We start from the raw sequence: 22180 nt of genomic DNA on the forward strand, positions 1-22180 counted from the left end.
GGAGCGAGCGGATGGATCACGGCGGGCACGGCATGGACATGGATCTGCCGCCGTTCACGCTGGGGCGCGGCATGGAGTTCGGCGGAGACCCGTTCTTCCTGGTCGGTTGCCTGGTGGGGCTGATTCTGTACGGCTGGGCGGTGCTGCGGCTGCGGCGGCGCGGCGATCACTGGCCGGTGGGCCGGACGGTCGCCTGGGTCATCGGTGTGCTGACCGTGGCGCTGGTGATGTGCACCAAGCTCAACGACTACGGCATGGCCATGTTCAGCGTGCACATGGTGCAGCACATGGTGATCAGCATGCTGTCGCCGATCCTGCTGCTGCTCGGCGCGCCGGTGACGCTGACGCTGCGCGCGCTGCCGGCGGCCGGGCGGGGCCGCAAGGGGCCGCGTGAGCTGCTGGTGGCGCTGCTGCACAGCCGGTACATGCGGGTGATCACCCATGCGGCGTTCACCATCCCGATGTTCATCGCGAGCCTGTACGCGCTGTACTTCACGCCGCTGTTCGACTTCCTGATGCAGTACCGGGTCGGGCACATCGCGATGATGGTGCACTTCCTGGTGGTGGGCCTGGTCTTCTTCTGGCCGATCATGGGCGTGGACCCCGGGCCGCACCGGCCGGGCTACGTCATGCGGATGCTGGAGCTGTTCGCGGGGATGCCCTTCCACGCGTTCTTCGGCATCGCCCTGATGATGGGCACCGAGACGATGATCAAGACGTTCGAGAACCCGCCGGCCTCGCTGGGGATCGACGCCCTCGGCGACCAGAGCGCGGCGGGCGGCATCGCCTGGGCCTTCAGCGAGATCCCGTCCGTGCTGGTGCTCGTCGCGCTCCTCTACCAGTGGTACAAGTCCGAGGAGCGGCAGAACCAGCGCAAGGACCGCGCGGCGGCCCGGGACGGCGACCAGGAGCTGGCGGCCTACAACGCGTATCTGGCCTCCCTCCAGGCCCGTGGCCAAGGGGGCGGCGCGGGGTGACCGATTACTGACCGGAGGTCAGGCACGACAGGTGGCGGTACGGGCCGCGGCCGGGGACGATGTCCTTGAGGCCGCGGCCCGTGGCGTTGGGCCGCCGGGCCGCCGTGAGGAGGTTGCGGGGATGCCCGGATCTGCTAAGGCGATGGCGGCGATCACGGTGGGCGGGCTGGTCGTGGCGACGGCCTACACCGTGGCGCTGGGCGGCAGTGGCTGGCTCTGGTTCTCCTGGGTGGTGCTGGCCCTGGTCACGATCGGGATCGTGACGGCACGGCCGTCCTGAGGCCCGGCGGACGCGTGCGGCGCCGGGCCGGGTATGCGCCACGCCGGGGCGCGTGGGCCCGTGGCCCGTATGCCGGGGCTCAGCGCTTGCGGCTGTATTTCCGCACGAGCACGCCGTTGTCGAAGGTGCGCACGGCGTCCAGGGTGAAGTCGGTGACCGTGAAGTCCGTGCCGAACATCGGCATGCCGGAGCCGTACACCTGCGGATAGGTCTTGATCACCAGCTCGTCGACCTCGTCGAGCAGGTCACCCGCGAGCTGCGAGCCGCCGCAGAGCCAGATGCCCAGGCCGCCCTCCTCGGCCTTGAGGGCCCGGACGGCGCCGACGAGGTCGTCGGTGATCAGGTGCACGTTCGGGTCGGGCGACGCGCCGAGGCTGCGGGAGGCCACATACTCGCGGAGGTGGCCGTACGGGCTGGTGACGCCGGCGTCCAGGCCCACCTGATAGCTGCCGCGGCCCTGGATCACCGTGTCGAACTTCTGGTTCTCGGCGCCGTGGAAGCCCAGGGCGGCGCGGCCCTCGGCGGAGACGGTCTCCGGGTATTCCGTCTTGAGGAACTCCAGGAACTCCGCGTCCACGTACCGCATCATCGACGACGCGTCGCCGTGCGGATCGCCGATGAAGCCGTCGATCGAGCAGGCGACGAAGTAGGTGAGCTTGCGCAAGGTGGTCCTCTTTTCCGCCGGCGACGCGGTGGGCGCGTCGCGGTCAGGGTCGGCCGTGGGGACGCACGGACATGCCGACACGCCATAACCACTTCACATAGAGTGCTCCAAGCGTAGTGGTTACGCAACCCCTTTCTCGTGGGCAAGCGGACCGCCGGCCAACCGGTCGTACGGTCGACCGGCCGGCCTTCAGGCGCGGACCACCGGCGGGGCGATCCCGCGCCGACCGCCGCTCAGGAGTGGGCGACATCCACGATGAGCTGGTTCTTCTGCTGGATCACGCGGAACGGGAGCCGCTTGGCGACCCCCAGACCTATCTGCGTGTCCCCCTCGAAGCTGGCCCCGAACCGGGTGTCCTTGAAGGTGCGGTAGCCCTTGACGTCAACTCCCGGGAGCGGCTTGCCGGCCTCGCCCGGGTACGTCGACCTGCCCGTCTCCGGGTCGTAGCTCGGCGCCGCCACCCGGATCTCCAGGACGGCTCCGCCGCCGACCTCGATGAGGTCGCCGGAACCGTCCTGGTGCAGCTCCTTCACGTAACCGACCCGGTGGCCGACCGGCTTGCCGCCCGCGGTCGGCACCTCGAAGACCAGCCGGTCGTAGCAGGCGTGCTGCCCGGCCCTGATCTGCTTCAGCGGCTTGTGGTCGTGCGCGTCGGCGGACTTCAGGGCGCTCCCCCAGCCGCCGGTGTCGCACGTGGCCGACGGCGCGGCGGCCGGTGCGGCCCCCGTCACCGGGGCGGCCGTCGCCGACACAGCCGTCGCCGACACCGCCGCGCCCGCCAGCACCACCGCGGTCAGCACAGTGCCCAAACGTCGCATCAATTACCCCGTATCTCGTTGCTCGGACGGCAACCGCCGGACTTCGGCGGCCCGTTCACTGCGCGGTCCGGCCGGTCGGATCCGGCCGGTCCGTACAGGCGATCATCGCGTACGGGTCTGACAATCGGACATCCGGTCGGCGACTTCCGGCCACCGCCCGCCCGTCCGCGGCCGGTGTGCCCTTGGCGGCACGCAGGCCCTGTGCGAGGCTCGCTGCCATCGCGGAGCCGGACCCGGGCGTGCCGTCCCGCCGGCGCCGGTGCGCACGCATGCCGATACGGCCGCCTGTTACGGACAGTCCGGCGCGGTTTCCGGCCCGATCGGCCAGGCAGGGCCGGGGAACCGGCCACGGAGCCGAGGAGAGCCCCAAGATGACTACTTCTGACCATGCCGGTCGGACCTCCCGCACCGCTCACCCCGAAGGCACCGACCACACCCGCCGCACGACCGGCGCGCACCCCTCGGGCCACCCCGACCCCACCCTCTACCGCACACCCTCCGAGGCCGTCGCCGCTCCCCCGGAGAAGCTCGCCTACCTCGTCGGCTTCGACCGCTCCGCCCGGCGCCCGGACGCGCTGATCGTCGTGGACACCGACCCCGCGTCGAGTTCGTACGGACGGGTGCTGCACCATGCCGACGTACCCGGGCTCGGCGACGAACTCCACCACTTCGGTTGGAACGCGTGCTCCAGCGCCCTCGCCCACGAGGGACACCACCAGCCCGAGCGGCGCTACTTACTGGTGCCGGGACTCCGCTCCTCCCGGCTGCACGTGTTCGACACCCGTCCAGACCCGGCCCGCCCCCGCCTCGTGAAGGTGATCGAACCCGCCGAACTGGCCGACGCCGCGGGTTATTCACGGCCGCACACCCTCCACTGCGGGCCCGGCGGCGTCCTGCTCTCCTGCCTCGGCGGCGCGCACGGCGACGACGGTCCCGGCGGCGTCGCGCTGCTCGACCACGAGACCTTCGACGTCCTGCGCGCCTGGGAGACGGACCGCGGCCCGCAGCGCCTGGCCTACGACGTGTGGTGGCACCTCCAGCACAACATCGCGGTGACCAGCGAGTGGGGCACCCCGTCGATGGTCGAGAACGGTGTCGATCCCGAGCTGCTGCTCGGCCGCGCGTACGGCCACGCGCTGCACTTCTGGGAGCTGGACTCCGGCCGCCACCTGCAACGCGTCGACCTGGGCGACGAACACCAGATGGTGCTGGAACTGCGGCCCGCGCACGACCCGGCGGCGACGTGGGGCTTCGCGGGCGTGGTGGTGAGCGTGGCGGACCTGTCGGCGTCCGTGTGGCTGTGGCACCGCGAGGACGACGGCCGGTTCACGGCGCGAAAGGTCATCACCATCCCGGCGGAGCCCGCCGAGAAGGACGCGCTGCCGCCGGTCCTCAAGCCGTTCGGCGCGGTGCCGCCGCTGGTCACCGACATCAACCTGTCGGTGGACGACCGCTGGCTGTACGTGTCGGCGTGGGGCACCGGCGAACTCCACCAGTACGACGTGAGCGACCCCGCCCGTCCGCGCAGGACCGCGTCCGTACGGCTCGGCGGCATCACCGCCCGGCAGCCGCACCCGGCCGCGCCGGGCCTGCCGCTGACCGGCGGCCCGCAGATGGTCGAACTCAGCCGCGACGGGCGCCGGGTGTACCTCACCAACAGCCTCTACGGCGCCTGGGACGACCAGTTCTACCCCGACGGCTTCCACCCCTGGCTCGCCAAACTCGACGCCGACCCGGAACACGGCGGCCTCGCCCCCGACCCCCGTTTCTTCCCGCACGGCGAGGACTTCCGCGGGCTGCGCGTCCACCAGACGCGCTTGCAGGGCGGTGACGCGTCGTCCGACTCGTACTGCTACCGCTGACCGCGGCCGGCCGGTGGGCGGGCGGACGGATTCCGTACCGGAACCGTTCGCCCGTCACACGCGTGACACGGGACACGGGGTACTCGACCGGAACCACCGCCGCGTCGGCCGGCGGACGGGAGGACACGGACCATGCACGGTGAATCGGGCAGCGCACGGAGACGTGTGGCGCATCCTTCGGTGGAGGCCGTGGTGCGCGCCTTCCTCGCGAGCGCGGACCGGTCGCGTCCCGGCCTGGTCGAAGGGCTGTATCTGACCGGGTCGATCGCCCTGGGCGACTTCCGGCCGGGGCGCAGCGACGTCGACTTCGTCGCCGTCACCGCCCGGCGTCTCACGGCGGAGGACGTCGTGGCCCTGCGGCAGGCGCACGCCGAGACGCGCGCCCAGCACCCGCGCCCGTACTTCGACGGTGTCCACGTCACCTGGCAGGATCTCGCCGCCGGGTACGCCTCCTGCCCCGCCGTTCCGTACACGCTGCGGGGGAAGTTCCGTACGGACGACGCCTTCGAGGTCAACCCGGTGACCTGGGCCGTCCTCACGAAGCACGCCGTACCGGTACGCGGTCCGGTGCCCGGCGGTTTCGAGGTCGGTGCGGACCGGGCCGCCCTGTACGACTGGACGCTGGGCAACCTCGGCGGCTACTGGCGGCGCTGGCACACCGCGCACCGCGCACCGCTGTCCCTGACGGGGCTGGCCGCACTGGGCGGTTGGGCGACGGCCTGGGGAGTGCTCGGAGTCAGCCGTCTCCATCACACGGCGGCCACCGGGGAGATCGTTTCGAAGAGTGCCGCAGGCCGCTACGCCCTGGAGACGTTCGCCCCGGAGTGGCACCCAGTGATCGAGGAGGCCCTGCGCCTGCACGGCTCCGTCACCGCGCCCCCGGCCACTCCCTCCCGCCCCCTGCGCAGCCCCTTCGCCCGCCGCAGAGCCGCCACGGACTTCGTCGCCATGGTGGTCGAGGACGCGACGGCGGAACGCTGAACCGATGTCGGCCGGTGTGTCGAAAAGGGTGGTCGGGACGGGCCCGATGTCGGATCCGAGCAGCCGAAAGGCGCTGGCGCGGAGCGTCGCCCGTCGTGTTCCATGATCGTGCGAAGGGCTGCGCCGGGACGGGAGTTCCTGCACCGGCCGGCCGGCCCACGACCGCGCACGCCGTACGTCCGCCGCGTCGGCCGCCCCCGCACCCTCCGGCCTTCGGCCGTCCTCTTCCGTCCGACCACCAGGAGCCCCGCCCCATGTCCACCACCGCAACCCGCCCGTCCTTCCTCCTCGTCCACGGCGCCTGGCACCGGTCCACGTGCTGGTCCGCCCTGCAGGACGCCCTCACCGCCGACGGCTTCGAGTCCCACACCGTCGACCTGCCCAGCTCGGGCCCGCAGGGCACGCCCACCGCCGGTGTGTACGACGACGCCGAAGCGATATCGGCGCGGCTGCGCGGGATCGAAGGCCCGGTGGTCGTCGTCGGCCACTCCTACGGCGGCATCCCCGTCACCGAGGCCGCCGTCGGCCATGCGCACATCACCCACCTCGTCTACCTCACGGCGTACATGCCGTCGGAGGGCGAGTCGCTCGGCAGCCTGCACGGCCGGGACGCCGCCAAGGGCGTTGACCTCGACGGCGTCCAGCCCTCCATCTTCGAGGACCCGCGTGCGTCGCTGTACGGGGACGTGCCGGACGACGTGGCCGCGCAGGCCGTCGGACGGCTCGTCGAGCAGAGCCGGCGGTCCTTCCAGGAGCCGGTGACCCGCGCGGCGTGGCGGACCGTGCCGTCCACCTACGTGATCTGCGAGGGCGACCGGGCGCTCCAGCCCGCGATGCAGACGAAGATGTCCGCGAACGCCACCCGCGTCGAACGTCTCGGCACCGGCCACTCCCCCTTCCTGGCGGCGCCGGCCGAGCTGGCCGCCCTGCTCGGGCGGATCGCCGCCACCGTTCCAGGGCAGCGCGCCTGAGGTCCGTGGCACGGTGCTCAACGGGTCCGGGGCACGGATGCCGCGCTCCGGCTCACGAGGCACCGGCTACGAGATCTGCGGCGCAGCGCGAAGCTGACCAGGGAGGAGCGCCGTGAGCGGTCGGAGGAAATCCTCGGGGCCGTCAACGCCTTGCGACCGCGCCGGCCGAACTCCCCATCACGAGCGTCCGCCGCCGGTCCGCGCGCTGCGGGTCTCCGGCCATGTACGACGGCCCGGCCTCCCCTGCGTGGAGAGCCCGGGCCGTCCGGTGCCGCTCAGCGGCGTTCACTCATGTGCTTCGGCTTCCACCGGCTTCGGGATCAGGAACGACGCCACGAGGGCGACGGCCATGATGACGACTCCCGCGATCATTCCGGCCGTGTAGCCGGAGGCGGACGACGGGTCGTCGGCCGGTACGGCGGTCTTGACCGCGTACAGGGCCGCGAAGCTGAGGCCGGAGCCGAGGTTGAAGGCGCCGGCGTTCAGGCCGGGCAGGAAGCCCGGATTCTCCTTGGGCGAAAGCACGATGCCGAGCCCGTTGAGCACGATGTTCGCCACGCCCGCGTAGGTGATGCCCACCAGGATGGAGGCGGCCAGCAGCAGCCCCTTGGAGTGGGCGGAGAGCGTGACGATCATCAGGACGACGGTCGCCGCCGCGCCGACGAGGCCCAGTCGCAGGATGCGCCCGTACCCGTACGTCGCCGCGAGCCGGCCGGCGATCGGGCCCATGGCCAGGCCCGCGATGGCGTACGGCGTGAGCGTCCACCAGGCGGACTGTTCGGCCGACATGCCGAGCCCGGCCTGCGCATCCTGCGCGAAGGCGGGGATGAGCCCGTTCATGACGGCGAAGACGCCCGTCATCGTCAGCATCGTGGTCAGCAGCGTCGCCCAGGTCGAGCGCTGCCGCAGGTGCCGGGTGGCGACCAGGGGGTGTCCTGAGCGGTCCTCGGTGCGCCAGAACAGCCAGAACGCGACCGCCGCCACGACCACCAGGACCGCGATGAGCGGCCAGTTCGCGGCGGCCAGCTTGCCCGCCTCGTTGAGCGCGACGAGCAGCGAGCCGACCGACACGACGAGCAGCAGGACGCCCGGCCAGTCCATCCGGTGGCTGTCGGGAGCCTTCGACTCCGGCGCCATGACCGCGACGAGGGCGGCGGCGATCGCGGCGACGACGGCCATGGCCCAGAAGACCGCGGCGAAGCCGTGCCGGTCGGCGAGGTAGCCGCCGGCGAGCGAGTCGATGCCCGCGATGCCGCCGTTGACCGCGGTGATCACGCCGAGCAGCGTGCCGTACCGCTTGGGCTCGGTGACCTCGACCCGCAGCATGATCAGACACAGCGGGACGGTCGGCCCGGACACGCCCTGGATGACGCGGCCGACGAACAGCATCGGCACGCTCTGCGCCAGCGCCGCCACGATGCAGCCGACGACCATCAGGGCCATCATCCCGGCGAGCACCTTGCGACGGCCGACGATGTCGCCGAGCCGCGGCAGGAACAGCGAGAACAGCGCCGCCGAGGTGAAGAACGCGGTCTGGGTGAGCCCGATCTCGGCCGAGGTGGCGCCGAGGCTGTCCTCGATGCTCTTCAGCGCGGGGCTGAGCATGCTGGCGTTGAGCTGGAAGGCGACACAGGCCGTCAGCAGCGCCGTGACCAGCACGCCGACCCGTACGGAGCGCCCTGGGCCCGTCGTTTCGGCGGGCCGGGCGGTGTGCGGCGCGCTCATGCCTCGACGTCGCCGATGCGCTCCAGGGCGTCCACCACGAGGTTCCAGAACCGCTCGTGGTCGAGCTTGACGGCGACCTGGGTGCGGCAGTCCTCGGGGATCGGCCAGCGGAAGTCGGTGACGGTCATGCCCATGGTGAGGCCGCCGGTCAGCTCGATGTCCACCGGCGCCTTGCGCACGGTCATCACGTCCGGGTCGATGACGTACGCGACGGCGCACGGGTCGTGCACCGGCGGGTACTCGAAGCCCTGGTTCTCCCGGTAGGCGTCGCGGAAGAAGTCCAGCAGTTCCAGGACGAACTTGGCGGGCTTGGTGCCGACGTCGGTGATCTTCTTGGTGACCTCGGGGGTCGCCAGCGCCTGGTGGGTGAGGTCCAGGCCGACCATGGTCACCGGCCAGCGCTCGTTGAAGACGATGTGCGCGGCGTGCGGGTCGATGACGATGTTGAACTCGGCGACCGCGCTCCAGTTGCCCTCGTGGAAGCCGCCGCCCATCAGGACGACCTCACGGACGCGCTCGGCGATCCGGGGCTCCTTGCGCACGGCGAGCGCGATGTTGGTCAGGCCGGCGGTGGGAACGATGGTGATTTCGCCCGGTTCGTGCGACATCACCGTGTCGATGATGAGGTCGACGGCGTGCCGGCGGTCGAGCTCGACGTTCGGCTCGGGCAGGTCCGGGCCGTCCAGTCCGGTGTCGCCGTGGATCTCGGGCGCGTTCTCGATGGTCCGGACGAGGGGCCGCGGGCTGCCGGCCGCGAAGGGCACGCCGGTGATACCGGCGATGCGGGCCACGGACAGCGCGTTGCGGGTGACCTTCTCCAGGGTCTGGTTGCCGACCACGGTGGTCACGGCGACCAGGTCGATGTCGGGATTGCCGTACGCCAGGAGCATGGCGATGGCGTCGTCGTGCCCGGGGTCGCAGTCGAGAATGATCTTTCTGGCCAACGGAAGAGCCCCTTTGCTCAGCTGAAGGTGTTGAAGTGGATCTCTTGGTGCACAGCTGTGAGGGCTGGTACCGGAAGAGCGCGGACGGACGGCGGCGCACCGGGCCCGGCGGACGGGGCCGACCACGGCTGGTGCTGCCGGGCACCTCCCCTTCGACACGGTGCGGGTAATCGATTTCACGACGGCGCTGCCGCCATCCAGAGCCCTGACCAGCGATCGGGGCCCTGTCCCGTCATAGTGCCAGAGCATTCGGGCGGGACGGGCATCCGGGGCGTCACGGGGTCGGACGGGCTCGCGGGACGCAGGGGTCAGTCGTCGCGCCCCGGCTCCCCGGAGGCGTCCGGCCCGTCCGGCCCGCCGGCCGCGGCCGGCCCCGGCCGCTCGTGGTCCGGCCCCGGCCGCTCGTGCGCGGCGAGTACCGTCTCGACCGTGTCCGCCTCGGCGGCCGTCTTGTCCTCGCGATAGCGCAGCACCCGGGCGAACCGCAGCGTCACGCCCGCCGGGTAGCGGGTCGAGGTCTGCAGCCCGTCGTACGCGATCTCGACGACCAGCTCGGGGCGTACGGTCACGACATATCCGCTCTCGTCCACTGCCAGCTCGCGCAGGCGCTCCGTCTGCCAGGCCAGCATGGCGTCGGTGAGGCCCTTGAAGGTCTTGCCGAGCATGACGAACGTGCCGTCCGGGCCGCGCGCGCCGAGATGGAGGTTGGAGAGCTTGCCGGTACGGCGGCCGTGGCCCCATTCGGCGGCCAGCACCACCAGGTCGAGCGTGTGCACCGGCTTGACCTTCAGCCAGGCGGCACCCCGGCGGCCCGCGCTGTAGGGCGCGTCGAGGGCCTTGACCATGACCCCTTCGTGGCCGCGGCGCAGCGTCTCGGCCCAGAAGTCCTCGGCGGCCCGGCGCGCCGCGGTGTCGGCCGGGTCCTCGACCACCGTCCGGCGCACCCGGCGCTCCTCGGGGACCAGCCGGACCAGTTCCGCGTGCCGCCGGTCGCCGGGCAGGTCCAGGAGGTCGTGGCCGTCCACGGCGAGGACGTCGAAGAAGACCGGGGACAGCGGCAGCGCGGCCCGTGCGGCGGCCACGTCCACCCGCGAGCCGAAGCGGCCGGCGATCTGCTGGAACGGCAGCGGGCGCCCGTCGTCGCCGAGCGCGATCACCTCACCGTCCAGGACGAAGCAGGGTGCTTCCAGGGCGAGCGCGGCCTCGGTGATCTCGGGCAGCCGCTCGGTGACATCGTCGAGGGTGCGGGTGTAGATCCGTACGTCCGTGCCGTCGCGGTGCACCTGCACCCGGATGCCGTCCAGTTTTTCCTCGACGGCGCACCGTCCGGCCTTGTCGACCGCCTCGGCCAGGGACTTCGCGCCGTGCGCCAGCATGGGCCCGACGGGACGGCCCACGGTCAGCCGGAACGCGCCCAGCGCCGAGGCCCCCTCGGCGAGCAGGCCGCGGGCGACCTCCTCCAGTGATCCGGCCAGCATCACGGCCCGCCGTACGTCCGCGACGGGCACCTCGGCCGCCGCGGCGATCGCCTCGGCGGCGACGGCGTCCAGCGCGCCCTGCCGTACCTCGCCGGTCAGCAGCCCCGTGAGGAAACGTTGCTCCTCCGCGGTCGCCGCCCCCAGCAGCTCCTGTACGAGGCGGCGCCGCTCGGCCTGGGAACCGGGCCCCGCGACGGCGGCCAGCGCGGTCAGGGCCGCGTCGGTGCCGAGCACGGTCAGCGTGGGGGTGTCCGCGGCCGGCACGGGGTCCCGCAGGACGCTCCAGCCGACTCCGATACGGCCTTGCGGCAACCGGCCGGCCAGGTAGGCGATGGCCACCGGCGCGTCGTCGGGCGCGGCCTGGCGGAACAGTTCGGCCAGCAGTTTGATCTTCTGGGACCGCGCCGAGGTGGCGGCGACCTCCCCGGACACATGGGCGAGACGAGCCAGCAGCATGCAGCCATCCTGCAACGGCACCGCCTCCCCCGCACGATCACCGGCGCCGGCGGCCCGCCGCGCCTCCCCCGTTCACTTGCCGATTCCCTCGGACAGCCCGCGTACGAAGTGCCGCTGGGCGACCAGGAAGATCACGATCATCGGCAGCGCGGCGATGGTCAGGCCCGCGAAGAGCATCGGCCAGTCGGAGTTGAGGCGCCCGGCCATGTCGGCGAGGCCCACGGGCAGCGTCTTGAGGTGGTCGTCGGTGATGAAGACGAGCGCGAAGGCGTACTCGTTCCAGGAGAAGAGCGCCTGGAGGAGCGCCGCGGAGACCAGGATCGGCCGGGCCATCGGGACGACGACCCGCCAGAAGGTCTGCCGGCGGCTCGCCCCGTCGATCAGCGCGGCCTCCTCCACCTCCACCGGCTGGCCCAGCAGGTAGGCGCGGATCAGGAAGGTGGTGAAGGGCACCTTGAACGCGGTGTACAGGACGATCAGCGCCCCGTACGTGTCGTAGATGTGCAGCGCCTGGAGGAGCTGCGTCAGCGGGACCAGCGCCACGGTCGGCGAGAGCATCATGGCGCCGAGGACGAGCAGCAGCGCCGGCTGGGAGCAGGGCATGGCGAGCCGGGTCAGCCCGTACGCCGCCCAGGCGCTGATCAGGACGACGGCCAGGACGCTTGCGGCGGTGACCAGCGCGCTGTTGAGCAGATAGCCCAGCACCCCCTGGTGCCACGCGTCGGCGTACGTCCCCCAGTCGGGGTGCGCGGGCAGCCCCCACGGGTCGGAGAAGATCTCCCCGTTCGTCTTGAGGCCGGACAGGGCCATCCAGCACAGCGGGTAGACGACCGCGACGGCGAGCGCGGCGAGTCCGCAGTACGTGAGGACCCGCAGCACGACCGAGCCGGAACGGGCGGACCTGCCGCGGCGTTCGCCGGGCACGGCCGGCGGGGCCGGTGCCGGTGGTGCGGGCTCGTGCAGGGTCAGGGTCATGCCGCTACCGCCTTCCGGCGCGAGTGGAGGAGCTGGACGGCACCGGCCGCGAAGGTGAGGGCGAACATGACGGTGCCGATGGCCGCGGCGTACCCCATGTCGTCCCCGGTGAAGGCGCCGGCGTACAGCCAGGTGCCCAGTGTCTGGCTGGAGTTGGAGGGGCCGCCGCCGGTCATCACCATCACCTCGTTGAACACGAGGAACGCGCCGGAGACGGTGAGGATGACGAGGAGGGTCGTCATCTCGCGGACCATCGGGACGGTGACGGCGAAGAAGGTGCGGACGCGGCCCGCGCCGTCCACGGTCGCCGCCTCGTACAGCTCCCGCGGAATCCGCTGGACGGCGACGGTCAGCAGCATCGTGGTGTAGCCGAAGGACTGCCATTGGCTCATGGCGACGACGCCCCAGATGGAGGTGGCCGGGTCGCCCAGCCAGTCGTGCGCGAACCGGCCGAGTCCCAGGCTCTCCAGCGCGCTGTTGATCAGGCCCGCGTCCGGCTGGTAGAGGAATTGGAAGAGCAGGCCGGCGACTGTCATGGAGACGGCGGCGGGGATGAAGTAGACGGTGCGCAGCAGCCCGCGCAGCCGCCGCCCGATCAGCCCTTCCAGGATCGCGGCCAGCACCAGCGCCGCCCCCACCTGGAAAATCACCGACGTGACGGCGTAACCGAGGTTGTTGGCGAGTGCTTTCCAGAAGACGGGGTCCTGGAGGGCCTGCCGGTAGTTCTCCAGGCCGACGTAGCGCATGCCGGGCTGGAAGACGCTGAACTTGAAGAGGCTGAGCCGGATGTTCTCGACGATCGGGTAGTAGACGAACAGGGCGATCAGGGCGAGGGCGGGAGCGGCGTACAGGGCGTGGCGGAATCGGCGTCGCTGCATGACGGTGGCACCTCCTTCGGGACGTCGGGGCGTACGGAGTCGGGGGTCAGTCGCGGACGCGGAACCGGTGGGCCTGCCGCGCGCCCTCGCGTACCTGACGCACCGCCTGCGCGGCACTGCTGCGGCCCCCGAGGACGGCTTCGGCCGCCGAAAGGTACGGGTTGACGATCTTGTCGTCGGCGCGGGTGTCGAGCCAGAGCGCCATGTCCTTGGTGGTGAGGGTGCGCTGCGCCTCGGGCAGCCCCTTCAGGCGGGCGGCGTCCGCCGTGCCCTTGACCGCGCTGAGCCAGCCCAGGTCGCGCACCATCGCGCGGGCCTGGTCCGGGCCGGTGAGGAATTTCAGGAAGTCGACGGCGAGCGCCTTGTTCGGGGAGGAGTTGGCGACGAGCAGTCCGTCCGCTCCTCCGGCGACGGCACCGGCCGAGCCCGCCGCGCCCGGCACGGCGGGCATGGTGAAGAAGTCCCAGCCCGCCGCGAACTTCTCCGGGGCGCCGCCCTCGGCGCTCAGGTAGGAGAATTCCAGGGTCTCCAGGTACTGCATCGCCGCCTTGCCGTACAGCAGCCGGGTCTGCGCGGACTCGTGGCTCATGCTCGTACCGGACGGCTCCATGCAGTGCTTCTTGAGCTGGGCGAGGTCGTCGAAGGCACGCTCGTAGCCGGGGTGGCTGAAGGCTTCCGTACCTCCGGCGCCGTCGTAGTCCCTGGCCAGGACGGCGGGCGGTACCTCCATCGCGTTGAACTGGGTGAGCAGGTGCCCGGCGGGCCAGCCGTACTGGTTGCCGAAGGCGAGCGGGGTGCGGCCGGCCGCGGAGATGCGGTCGCAGGCCGTCAGCAGTTCGGGAAAGGTGCGCGGCTCCCGGGCGACGCCGGCCTGCGCGAAGATCTTTTTGCTGTACGCGAAAACCTTGGCGTCCATGTCCAGCGGCACCCCGTACGGGCGTCCGCCGAAGGTGAACGCGTCCAGCGCGTCCGCCTCGAACGACCGCCCCCACGCGGTGTCCTTGAGGGGCTCCGACAGGTCGGCGGCGAGCTTGCCGTCGGCGAACTTGCGCGCGTACCGGCCGGGCCAGGCGAAGTAGATGTCGGGCATCTCCCGGGACGCGGCCAGCACCGCGATGCGGTCCTTGTACGGCTGGTCGCCGACGGCCTGGAGGTCGATGCTGACGCCCGGGTTCCGGCGCTCGTACGCGCGGGCCGCCGCCTCGAAGTACGGGGCGTACTCCGGATCGGCCCACTTCTCCAGGACGGTGAGATGCCCGCGCGGCGGCCCGTCGAGGGCGAAATCGTTCGGGGTGACGCGGACGGGGGCCTGCCCGCACCCGCTGACCAGCAGGGTCAGCAGGGCGACGAGCAGGCGGCCGGCGACGGTGGCGGGAGTGCGGCGCATCGGCTCTCTCCTGGCGGGGAGTTCGGACGATCGGTCAGGGACATCGGGAGGGGTCGCGGGGGCCCGCGCCGTCGAGGGCGAGGGGCCGGCCGAAGGCGCCGGGCAACGTGCACACGGCCGCCGCGTACGTGGCGGCGTACCCGGCCGCGTCGGCGAGGGGGCGGACCCGGTGGAGGGCGAGGTGCAGGGCGGCGATGAAGGAGTCGCCGGCGCCGAGGGTGTCGGTGGCGCGGACGGGCACCACGGGCTGGTGGTGCGTGGTGCCCTCGTACGACAGGTACGCGCCTCGGGCACCGCGCGTCACCACGGCCAGCTTCGCACCGAGGCGGTGCGCGGCGGCCGGCAGCCCGACGGCCTCCGCGTCGTCCGCGTCGGGCCGCGAGAGGACGGCGCTGTGCACAAAGGGCAGCAGCGGTTCGGCATAACTCCACGGCCGGTCCGAGAAGTCGAAGCTGACCGGGCAGGCGGCGGCCAGCCGCGGCAACTGCTCCTCCATGCCGCTGCAGTCACCGGTGTGCACCAGGTCGAAGCCGCGCAGCCAGCGCAGGTCGGCGTCGTCCGGGGTGAAGAGGGAGACCGTCTCGTCGCAGTCGCCGAAGGTGCGGTTGCCGTCGCGGTCGAGGTGGACGGTGGCGTAGGCGTTGGGTCCTTCGGCGATACGGGACCGTTCCGTCGATACGCCCTCGGCCGCCAGCGCCGCCCGTACGTGCCGGCCGGCCGCGTCGCTGCCGGTGACGCCGAGGTACGCGGCCTCCGCGCCGCAACGTGCCGCGTGCACCGCGACGTTGAGTGCGTTGCCGCCCGGGTACATCAGTCCGCGCCGGGGGTAGCGATCGACGACGTTGTCGCCGAGTCCGCAGATGCGCATACCGCTCGTTCCTCCAGTTGGCTCCGGTGGGGCCCGGCCCGGCGCGCCGACGCGCTCCGGGCCGGGCGGCCGCGGCGGCGCGGGCTCAGTACTCGACCTGGAACATGTAGCGGCGCTTGTCGAGGTCGTGGCCGCGCACGGACTCGTAGTGCCGGGCCAGCCGGGTGCCGAAGACGTCCAGCGCGATGGGCGTGATGTCGCCGCGTACCGCCTCCGGCACGCCGGGCAGCGAGAAGAGCCTGGAGTCGACGTAGTGGGCCTTGCGGGTGTATTTGTCGAGGAACGCCTTGGTGCGTTCGGCCATCGGGCGGGTGGCGTCCTCGCCGAGGAAGAGGATCACCGGCTGGTCCTCGGTGACGACCTCGAAGGCGCCGTGGAAGAACTCACCGGCGTGGTAGCTGCCGCCGTGCTTCCACTGCATCTCCATCAGGTAGCACATGGTGAAGCCGTAGCCCGCGCCATAGTTGGGGCCCGCGGAGAGCACGTACGTCACCGGCTCGTCGGCCAGTGCGGTGGCGATGGAGTGGGCGAGCGCCTCGCCCTCCTCCTGGGCGGTGTAGAGGGCGTCGGGCAGTGCCTCGTACGCCGTGCGGATGGCCGCGTGGTCCCCTCCCACCCCGGTCTTCTCCAGCAGTGCGTACGCGAGCTGGCCGAAGAGGACGCCCTTGGGGGCGACGACGGTGTCCTCGCTGCGGTACGTGAAGGCGATGTCGGCGGCCTGCGCCAGGGGGCTGTCGGCGTCGCGGGTGAGTGCGGCGACCCTGGCGCCGGTGGAGCGGGCGTGGTGGGCGGCGGCGACGGTCTCCTTGGTGGTGCCGGTGTGCGAGGAGACCAGGACGAGGGAGCCCTCGCCGAGCAGCGCGGGCTTGCGCAGGTTGAACTCGTCGCTGTTCATGTGGAAGACGGGGAATCCGGCGCGGGTCTCCAGGAGGAAGTGCACCGGGTAGGAGGCGGTGAGCGAGCCTCCGCAGCCGACCAGGAAGACGTTGCGCAGACCGGCTGCGACGACCTCGTCCACGAAGGCGCGGGCCGTCCCGTGCTGGCTCAGGGCGAAGGCCACGGCCTCCTTGAAGTCCTCGGTGATGGGCTTGAGGGGCAGGGTCGCGGTGGTCACGTGGATCCTCTCCGAGCAGGTTGGGAACGTTCCCACAACAGACCGGGGATGCCCCGCGGCGTGGGTGTGGGAACGTTCCCAGCGGGAATGCCGGGAACCTTCCCACCGTCCTTCGCGGAGCGTCAATACCCCTGCACAGCCGATAGCCTGGCGAGGCCATGACGACGAACCGACGCAGCGGCCGGAACCGGCCCGCCACCATCCCCGACGTCGCCCGCGAGGCGGGCGTCTCCCGGTCCACCGCCTCCCGGGCCCTCGCCGACTACGGCTCCGTCAGCCCCGATGCGCGCGAACGCGTACGGGCCGCCGCGCGGAAACTCGGCTACCGCCCCAACCAGCTCGCCCGGTCCATGATCACCGGCCGTACGCACACGCTGGGCGCGGTCGTCGCCGACATCCAGAACCCGTTCTTCGCCGGCGTCACCCGCGGCATCACCGACGCCGCCCGCGCCGCCGGCTACCAGGTCCTGCTGGCCAACACCGACGAGGACCCGGCAGCCGAACGGGCAGCCGTGAAGACCCTGCGCGACCGGCACGTCGACGGCCTGATCGTCTCCCCCGCCTCCACCACGGACACCGCCCACCTCACGGCCGCGCACACCGGCGGCTGCCCCGTCGTCCTCCTCGACCGGCGCGTACCCCGCCTCGACCTGGACTCCGTCACCGTCGACAACCACGGCGCGGCACAGGACGCCGTACGCCGACTGCTCGCCGTGGGGCACCGGCGGATCGCCCTGGTCAGCCTGGTCGGCAACGACCCCACCGACGACCCGGTGGACCCCGGCTCCACCGGCCTCGCGCGCATAGCCGGCTACCGCGCCGCCCTCCGCGAAGCCGGTATCGACGACACCGGGACCTACCTGCGCACCGGCGCCTTCCACGGCCAGGACCCGGCCCTCCTCGCCCGCGACCTGCTGGACTCCCCCGAACCGCCCACCGCGGTCTTCGCCACGGACAGCCAGATCGCGCTCGGCGTGCTGTCCGCCGCACGCGAACTGAGCCTGCGCGTCCCCGAAGACCTCTCCGTGATCACCTTCGACGACGCCGACTGGGCCCGCGCCGTACGCCCCCGCGTCAGCGTCGTCTCCCAGCCCGTCCAGGAACTCGGCGCCCAGGCCGTACACGCCCTGATCGCCCGCGTCCAGGGCGGCACGCACCACCCCGAACACACCACGCTGCCCACGGAGTTCATCGAGCGGGAGTCGGTGGCGCGGGCGAGGAAGAGGGCGTGAAGCACGACAGGTCAGGAGCGGGTGTGACCGCCGGGCTCGGCACGGTGGCCGGTCTCGGCGTCCCGGCGAGTGGCGTGGAGGGTGCCCAGGAGGCTGAGTGCCTGGGCGCTCGGGGTGTGCGGTTCGGCATGGTAGATGACGAGTTGCTGGCCCGGGGCGTGGCGGACGTCGAATGCCTGGTAGGTCAGGGTGAGGGGGCCGACGTCCGGGTGCAGGAGACGCTTGGCGTCCTGGGTCTTGCCGCGTACGGCGTGGGCGCTCCACAGGCGGGCGAAGTCCGGGCTGTGGCCGGTGAGGGTACGGACGAGTTCGCGCAGCCGCGGATGGTCCGGGTCGTGGCCGGTCGCCTGGCGCAGGTTGGCGACGGTGGCCTCGGCCGCCCCGTTCCAGTCCGCGTAGAAGCTCCGGCCCGCGGGGTCGGCGAAGACCATACGGGCCAGGTTGTCCGCCGGCCGGAACGGAGTGAAGAGGGCCTCGGCCAGGGCGTTGGCGGCGAGGAGGTCCAGGGCGGGGCTGAGGACGAAGGCGGGGGTGTTGGGATATCCGTCCATCAACTGGCGCAGTGCAGGCGTGACGTGTCGGTCGGGGTACGGAGAAGGTCGGTCGGCCGGGGCCGCCCCGGCCAGCCTGTACAAGTGTGTCCGGGCGTCGCCTTCGAGGCGCAGCGCGCGGCTGAGAGCGTCGAGCACCTGCGGTGAGGAGTTGCGCTCGCGCCCTTGTTCCAGGCGGGTGTAGTAATCGGCGTTCATCCCGGACAGGACGGCGACCTCTTCGCGGCGCAGTCCGGCGACCCTGCGGGTTCCGTAACTCGCCATGCCGACGTCCTCCGGCCGCAGGCCGGCGCGGCGTGCGCGCAGGAAATCTCCCAGGTGGTTGTCGTCCATGCAGGCAAGGCTAGGCGGAGGTCCGGCATGCTGCCCGGGTGTGCCGCACCCAGGCAGCGGAGGCCCTGGCCGGCGGCCGTCGTCCAGGGGCCGGGGGCCGTCGCCCGGCTGATGATCACCGATGTCGCCGGGGAGCCCCTGCGGAAGCCGGCCCATCGGCTCGGGGCGGACGGCGCCGAGGTCGTCGTAGCCCGGCTCGGCGGCGCCTCGACGCGGGAGTCGGGCGAGGCGATCCGGGACGTACGGGCCGGTTCGGCGCCCTGTACGTACTCGTGCACCTCGCGGGCATCGTGCACCCCGCGGGCGCCGCGAACCCCGCGGGCATCGTGGGCCGGCCGGGAGTCGAGTACGCGCAGCAGGGGGTACGGGGCAGCTCGGTGCACCGCGGAATGATCGCCACCCCGATGATCCAGGAGCTGCTGGACGACCCGGCGCATCGGGGTCCGCAGGACGTCCACGAGGCGGCGCCGACTGCTCGCCGTGCCTCAGGCTTCCGCTTCCACCTCAGGCGCCGCCGTGGACCGCTTCCTCTTGCCCACACCCGACGCGTCGGCCGCCGCCTGCAACGACCGGAGGGCCAGCAGCAGCACACCGATGTCGTCGAGCAGCACCGGGTCCGGCAGCAGGTCGACCGGGGAGATCACATAGAGCAGCGCACCCCAGTACGCGAGTTTGTTCTCCAGGGGGACACCCGCGTCACGCAGGGCGTGGCGCGCGCGGACCACCTTGACCAGGAGCACGATCGCCGCGCCGACCATCGCCGCTAGCAGAACCGCCAGGATCACCACGATCGCCCACATCTCACCGCTCATCCCTGACGTCTTCCCTCCGTCGCGTGGGGAATGCCCGTCGGCACCGGCATTCTTCGTCCGGCGCCGTCGGCACCCGCTTCAACGAGCGGCGACAGGAAAGGAAACGAAACGGCGTAGAGGAAACGGGATAGGCGAAAAGGTGCAGGGGAGAACGTACGGGGTGGACGAGGCGGGAGTTCCGCGCGGGTCGGCACGGTCACCCCGGACCGTCAGCGCAGCAATTCCGCGTCCGGTTTCCGTTCCTCGCGCACGATTTCCCTGCTTTTCTCCGCCGGCGGCACGGAGGCGCCGGTCATTTTCGCCGCCCGTGAGTGGAACCGCATTTCCTCCACGCTTTTCTGCATGGACGTCCGGAGTTTCCGGCCCAGCGGCCGTTCCACGTAGCGGTGCACCAGCCAGGAAAGAGCCAGCATGAGGACGACGATGCCCGACAGCAGGGCCGGGGCGGGGACACGGTCGCGCAACAGGTCGATCAGGGTGAAACCCACGTACATGTGGAGGAGATAGAGCGGATACGTGAGCGATCCGGCCGTGGACAGCCAGCGCCACTGGAGTTTGTCGAACCACCCGAGCGCGATGGCGGCCATCAGCGCGAAGGCCGCCAGGACGGCCAGCCGTACCGGCCACCCCTGCGCCAGGTCCGCTTTCGCGCCGAGATTCATCACCAGTCGGCCGCGCAGATAGTGCTGGGCCAGCAGGAAGGAGACCGCCACGATCGCCCACAGCAGGACGGTGGGCCGGAAGCGGTGCATGAGGTAGAAGGCGATGCCCGCGATGAAGTACGGGGAGTACGGCGCGATCGCCCACACCGAGAGCAGGTCGCTGTTGGACTTCAGCGCCACCACCCCGGCCACGGTCCACAGACCGCAGAAGAGCACACAACGGCGGTAGGTGACCCCGCGGAAGACCACCACCGCGAAGAGCAGGTAGAACTTCAGCTCGATGAACAGCGTCCAGTACGCGTCGTCCACGTCGGGCACGCCGAGCCCCTGCTGCAGCATGGTGAGGTTCGTCAGCACCGTCTCCCAGTTGTCCGCGCTGCGGACGTTCGGCCACACCGTCAGGACCGCCGCCGTCAGCAGCACGGCGACCCAATAGGCCGGATAGAGGCGGGAGACGCGGGATGTCACGAAATCGCCGAGAGAACGCCCCCATGCGCTCATGCAGATGACGAAACCGCTGATCAGAAAGAAGACTTCGACGCCCAGCCACCCGTACTCCGAGAGGTGGTGGACGAGCGGGGAGAATGCCTGCGGGTCCTCGCCCCAGCCGTCGCGCAGCGTGATGTAGTGATACGCCAGGACCATCAGGGCGGCCAGCAGTCGCAGCCCGTCGAGGACACGCAGTCTGGGCCGCCGCACCTCTCCCTGCGGGCCGGGAGGGTGAGGGGGCGCGGCGTAAAGCATCCGGGTCCTTAACGACGGTGCGGCGGCAATCTGTCCGAGTTTTACGGTAAACAGCGGAAAATGCGCGAACGGATCGCGGAGTTTAGCGTACGACACCTCACCTGCCCCATGTCCACAACGTCGGCGGACTTCCTGAACTTCGGCTGTGGTGCAGGTCAACCGGGTATCGCCTAGGTGTACCAGGGCGAAGCGGCCCGCGTTTGTGAGAAACGCATGAGAATGCGCGTCGGGAGCCAACCGTTCGGATTCGGGAAGCATCGGGTTCGGGGGTTCGGTCCCGTTTCGGTCCGCAGGCGAGGGAGCCCGGGGCGGACCGACGGGAGTCGCAGTGGCGGCGCGTACGCCGGTGTACGGACCCCGGCTCTCGCCCCGCTCCCGGCCGTCCCGCCCGTCCCGGCAGATCCGAACAACTTTCCGCCGGTTACGGCGAAGTTGTTGCCAGCAGCCTCCGTTGCCCCAACAATGCGCACGTCAAAGCCGAAGGAACTTCGGCCACGGATTCTGAGAGGACCCCCACATGAGAAGCCCTCTCGTCGGTGCCCTGGCCACGGCCGTCCTGGGTACCGCCGCCCTCGTGGGCACCGCCGGAACCGCCGGTGCTGCCACGCCCTCGGACGCCGCCGGGCACACGGCGACGCCTTCGCTCCAGCGCACGACGGACGTCACGCTCACCGGAGCCGATGCGGCGGCTCCCCGGGCGGTGTCCTTCGCCGGCACGGTGGCCCTCAGCAACTGCTCGGGGTCGATCGTGCGGATGCCCACCTCTGCGGACAACGACCCGGCCCTGGTCATGTCCAACGGCCACTGTCTGGAGACCGGGATGCCCGGTGCGGGCGAGGTCGTCGTCGACCGCCCGTCCAGCCGCAGTTTCACCGTGCTCAGCGCCTCGGCCGGCAACCTCGGCACGGTACGCGCCACCAAGATCGCATACGGCACGATGACCGACACCGACGTCTCGATCTACGAACTCTCCTCCACCTACGCCCAGATCAAGCAGCGCTTCGGCATCAAGGCGCTGGACATGGCCACCACGCACCCCGTGAAGGGCGCCGCGATCAGCGTCGTCTCCGGTTACTGGAAGAAGACCTACAACTGCAACGTGGACGGTTTCGCGTACCGGCTGAAGGAGGGCGACTGGACCTGGAAGGACTCGGTCCGCTACACCGCCCCGTGCAAGGTCATCGGCGGCACCTCCGGGTCGCCGGTGGTCGACGTCGCCTCCGGCAAGGTGGCGGCCGTCAACAACACGATCAATGAGAGCGGGCAGCGCTGCACGATGAACAACCCGTGCGAGGTGGACGCCAACGGCCAGGTGAGCGTTCGCCGGGGCATCGGCTACGCCCAGGAGACGTACGAGATACCCAAGTGCTTCGGCACCGGCAACAAGCTCGACCTCGGACGGCCGGGCTGCGTCCTGCCCAAGCCGTGACCCCGGACCGGCGGGTGCCTCGGGTGCCCGCCGGTGCGG

At 71.4% G+C, this 22180-nt stretch carries 20 protein-coding genes; 7 read left to right on the forward strand and 13 right to left on the reverse strand.

Going from position 1 to position 22180, the window contains the following annotated elements:
- The first annotated feature begins 11 nt into the window (after positions 1 to 11).
- Both ACZ4QV_RS21330 and ACZ4QV_RS21335 read left to right on the forward strand, forming a co-directional pair.
- Positions 12 to 977 carry a cytochrome c oxidase assembly protein gene (locus ACZ4QV_RS21330; protein ID WP_361150336.1) on the forward strand — a complete coding sequence of 322 codons (966 nt, stop codon included), beginning with the start codon at positions 12 to 14 and terminating at the stop codon, positions 975 to 977.
- Between the two features lie 121 nt (positions 978 to 1098).
- Entirely contained in the window at positions 1099 to 1257 is a 159-nt protein-coding gene (locus tag ACZ4QV_RS21335; protein ID WP_170251971.1) for a hypothetical protein, read from the forward strand.
- Between the two features lie 79 nt (positions 1258 to 1336).
- Here ACZ4QV_RS21335 and ACZ4QV_RS21340 read toward each other — a convergent pair whose 3' ends face one another.
- Together ACZ4QV_RS21340 and ACZ4QV_RS21345 are read right to left on the reverse strand one after the other, a co-directional pair.
- Entirely contained in the window at positions 1337 to 1921 is a 585-nt protein-coding gene (locus ACZ4QV_RS21340) for a dihydrofolate reductase family protein (RefSeq protein ID WP_361150333.1), read from the reverse strand.
- Positions 1922 to 2154: 233 nt separating this feature from the next.
- On the reverse strand, positions 2155 to 2739 hold the full coding sequence (locus tag ACZ4QV_RS21345; RefSeq protein WP_467763248.1) for an AMIN-like domain-containing (lipo)protein: 585 nt from the start codon (positions 2737 to 2739) through the stop codon (positions 2155 to 2157).
- Between the two features lie 371 nt (positions 2740 to 3110).
- Here ACZ4QV_RS21345 and ACZ4QV_RS21350 point away from each other — a divergent pair, with 371 nt between their 5' ends.
- The 3 genes from ACZ4QV_RS21350 (at position 3111) to ACZ4QV_RS21360 (ending at position 6553) form a co-directional block, all read left to right on the forward strand.
- Positions 3111 to 4601: a selenium-binding protein SBP56-related protein gene (locus ACZ4QV_RS21350; protein ID WP_467763249.1), complete on the forward strand. Its 1491-nt coding sequence runs from the start codon at positions 3111 to 3113 to the stop codon at positions 4599 to 4601.
- A 165-nt stretch (positions 4602 to 4766) separates the two neighbouring features.
- A complete protein-coding gene (locus ACZ4QV_RS21355; RefSeq protein ID WP_361150322.1) occupies positions 4767 to 5582 on the forward strand; it encodes a nucleotidyltransferase domain-containing protein in 816 nt (271 codons plus the stop codon).
- Positions 5583 to 5836: 254 nt separating this feature from the next.
- A complete protein-coding gene (locus tag ACZ4QV_RS21360) occupies positions 5837 to 6553 on the forward strand; it encodes an alpha/beta hydrolase (RefSeq protein WP_361150319.1) in 717 nt (238 codons plus the stop codon).
- 285 nt (positions 6554 to 6838) lie between these two features.
- Here the strand turns inward: ACZ4QV_RS21360 and uriT are convergent, their stop codons facing one another.
- The 8 genes from uriT to ACZ4QV_RS21400 all read right to left on the reverse strand — a co-directional run bounded on the left by uriT (position 6839) and on the right by ACZ4QV_RS21400 (position 16378).
- Positions 6839 to 8278, reverse strand: a complete 1440-nt coding sequence (gene uriT, locus ACZ4QV_RS21365) for a uridine transporter UriT (RefSeq protein ID WP_361150317.1) — start codon at positions 8276 to 8278, stop codon at positions 6839 to 6841.
- Positions 8275 to 9222 (reverse strand): uridine-preferring nucleoside hydrolase UriH, encoded by a 948-nt coding sequence (uriH, locus tag ACZ4QV_RS21370; RefSeq protein WP_361150315.1) that lies wholly within the window; start codon positions 9220 to 9222, stop codon positions 8275 to 8277. Before uriH ends, uriT begins: the two co-directional genes overlap by 4 nt.
- A gap of 308 nt (positions 9223 to 9530) precedes the next feature.
- Entirely contained in the window at positions 9531 to 11156 is a 1626-nt protein-coding gene (locus ACZ4QV_RS21375) for an ATP-dependent DNA ligase (protein ID WP_467763250.1), read from the reverse strand.
- A gap of 72 nt (positions 11157 to 11228) precedes the next feature.
- Positions 11229 to 12131, reverse strand: a complete 903-nt coding sequence (locus ACZ4QV_RS21380; protein ID WP_361150310.1) for a carbohydrate ABC transporter permease — start codon at positions 12129 to 12131, stop codon at positions 11229 to 11231.
- The gene (locus tag ACZ4QV_RS21385) at positions 12128 to 13009 is read right to left on the reverse strand and encodes a carbohydrate ABC transporter permease (protein WP_467763251.1); all 882 of its coding nucleotides are present in this window, start codon (positions 13007 to 13009) and stop codon (positions 12128 to 12130) included. The genes ACZ4QV_RS21380 and ACZ4QV_RS21385 overlap by 4 nt, the downstream gene beginning before the upstream one ends.
- Before the next feature lie 46 nt (positions 13010 to 13055).
- Complete coding sequence (locus tag ACZ4QV_RS21390) at positions 13056 to 14396, reverse strand: ABC transporter substrate-binding protein (protein ID WP_467763252.1); 1341 nt, start codon at positions 14394 to 14396, stop codon at positions 13056 to 13058.
- A 34-nt stretch (positions 14397 to 14430) separates the two neighbouring features.
- Positions 14431 to 15264 (reverse strand): PfkB family carbohydrate kinase, encoded by an 834-nt coding sequence (locus tag ACZ4QV_RS21395; protein WP_467763253.1) that lies wholly within the window; start codon positions 15262 to 15264, stop codon positions 14431 to 14433.
- Positions 15265 to 15349: 85 nt separating this feature from the next.
- A complete protein-coding gene (locus ACZ4QV_RS21400) occupies positions 15350 to 16378 on the reverse strand; it encodes an SIS domain-containing protein (RefSeq protein WP_361150299.1) in 1029 nt (342 codons plus the stop codon).
- A gap of 158 nt (positions 16379 to 16536) precedes the next feature.
- Between ACZ4QV_RS21400 and ACZ4QV_RS21405 the strand changes: the two genes are divergently transcribed.
- Positions 16537 to 17610, forward strand: a complete 1074-nt coding sequence (locus ACZ4QV_RS21405; RefSeq protein ID WP_467763254.1) for a LacI family DNA-binding transcriptional regulator — start codon at positions 16537 to 16539, stop codon at positions 17608 to 17610.
- Positions 17611 to 17621: 11 nt separating this feature from the next.
- Here ACZ4QV_RS21405 and ACZ4QV_RS21410 read toward each other — a convergent pair whose 3' ends face one another.
- The 3 genes from ACZ4QV_RS21410 to ACZ4QV_RS21420 form a co-directional block, all read right to left on the reverse strand.
- Positions 17622 to 18494 carry a helix-turn-helix transcriptional regulator gene (locus ACZ4QV_RS21410; protein ID WP_467763255.1) on the reverse strand — a complete coding sequence of 291 codons (873 nt, stop codon included), beginning with the start codon at positions 18492 to 18494 and terminating at the stop codon, positions 17622 to 17624.
- 485 nt (positions 18495 to 18979) lie between these two features.
- Positions 18980 to 19306 carry a YkvA family protein gene (locus ACZ4QV_RS21415; RefSeq protein ID WP_361150292.1) on the reverse strand — a complete coding sequence of 109 codons (327 nt, stop codon included), beginning with the start codon at positions 19304 to 19306 and terminating at the stop codon, positions 18980 to 18982.
- 209 nt (positions 19307 to 19515) lie between these two features.
- Positions 19516 to 20667, reverse strand: coding sequence for an acyltransferase family protein (locus ACZ4QV_RS21420; RefSeq protein ID WP_361615666.1), 1152 nt, complete (start codon positions 20665 to 20667; stop codon positions 19516 to 19518).
- A 562-nt stretch (positions 20668 to 21229) separates the two neighbouring features.
- Here ACZ4QV_RS21420 and ACZ4QV_RS21425 point away from each other — a divergent pair.
- Positions 21230 to 22141, forward strand: coding sequence for a trypsin-like peptidase domain-containing protein (locus tag ACZ4QV_RS21425; RefSeq protein WP_361588537.1), 912 nt, complete (start codon positions 21230 to 21232; stop codon positions 22139 to 22141).
- Positions 22142 to 22180 lie beyond the last annotated feature (39 nt).

The organism is Streptomyces sp. NPDC026394 (assembly GCF_055567735.1).

What these genes read in the sequence shown, in the direction of transcription:
- ACZ4QV_RS21345 (WP_467763248.1), bottom strand. Translation starts at nt 2,739, where the DNA reads ATGCGACGTTTGGGCACTGTGCTGACCGCGGTGGTGCTGGCGGGCGCG.
- ACZ4QV_RS21375 (WP_467763250.1), bottom strand. Translation starts at nt 11,156, where the DNA reads ATGCTGCTGGCTCGTCTCGCCCATGTGTCCGGGGAGGTCGCCGCCACC.
- ACZ4QV_RS21405 (WP_467763254.1), top strand. Translation starts at nt 16,537, where the DNA reads ATGACGACGAACCGACGCAGCGGCCGGAACCGGCCCGCCACCATCCCC.
- ACZ4QV_RS21380 (WP_361150310.1), bottom strand. Translation starts at nt 12,131, where the DNA reads ATGACCCTGACCCTGCACGAGCCCGCACCACCGGCACCGGCCCCGCCG.
- ACZ4QV_RS21390 (WP_467763252.1), bottom strand. Translation starts at nt 14,396, where the DNA reads ATGCGCCGCACTCCCGCCACCGTCGCCGGCCGCCTGCTCGTCGCCCTG.
- ACZ4QV_RS21350 (WP_467763249.1), top strand. Translation starts at nt 3,111, where the DNA reads ATGACTACTTCTGACCATGCCGGTCGGACCTCCCGCACCGCTCACCCC.
- uriT (WP_361150317.1), bottom strand. Translation starts at nt 8,278, where the DNA reads ATGAGCGCGCCGCACACCGCCCGGCCCGCCGAAACGACGGGCCCAGGG.
- ACZ4QV_RS21360 (WP_361150319.1), top strand. Translation starts at nt 5,837, where the DNA reads ATGTCCACCACCGCAACCCGCCCGTCCTTCCTCCTCGTCCACGGCGCC.
- ACZ4QV_RS21385 (WP_467763251.1), bottom strand. Translation starts at nt 13,009, where the DNA reads ATGCAGCGACGCCGATTCCGCCACGCCCTGTACGCCGCTCCCGCCCTC.
- ACZ4QV_RS21335 (WP_170251971.1), top strand. Translation starts at nt 1,099, where the DNA reads ATGCCCGGATCTGCTAAGGCGATGGCGGCGATCACGGTGGGCGGGCTG.
- ACZ4QV_RS21415 (WP_361150292.1), bottom strand. Translation starts at nt 19,306, where the DNA reads ATGAGCGGTGAGATGTGGGCGATCGTGGTGATCCTGGCGGTTCTGCTA.
- ACZ4QV_RS21395 (WP_467763253.1), bottom strand. Translation starts at nt 15,264, where the DNA reads ATGCGCATCTGCGGACTCGGCGACAACGTCGTCGATCGCTACCCCCGG.
- ACZ4QV_RS21410 (WP_467763255.1), bottom strand. Translation starts at nt 18,494, where the DNA reads ATGGACGACAACCACCTGGGAGATTTCCTGCGCGCACGCCGCGCCGGC.
- ACZ4QV_RS21330 (WP_361150336.1), top strand. Translation starts at nt 12, where the DNA reads ATGGATCACGGCGGGCACGGCATGGACATGGATCTGCCGCCGTTCACG.
- ACZ4QV_RS21425 (WP_361588537.1), top strand. Translation starts at nt 21,230, where the DNA reads ATGAGAAGCCCTCTCGTCGGTGCCCTGGCCACGGCCGTCCTGGGTACC.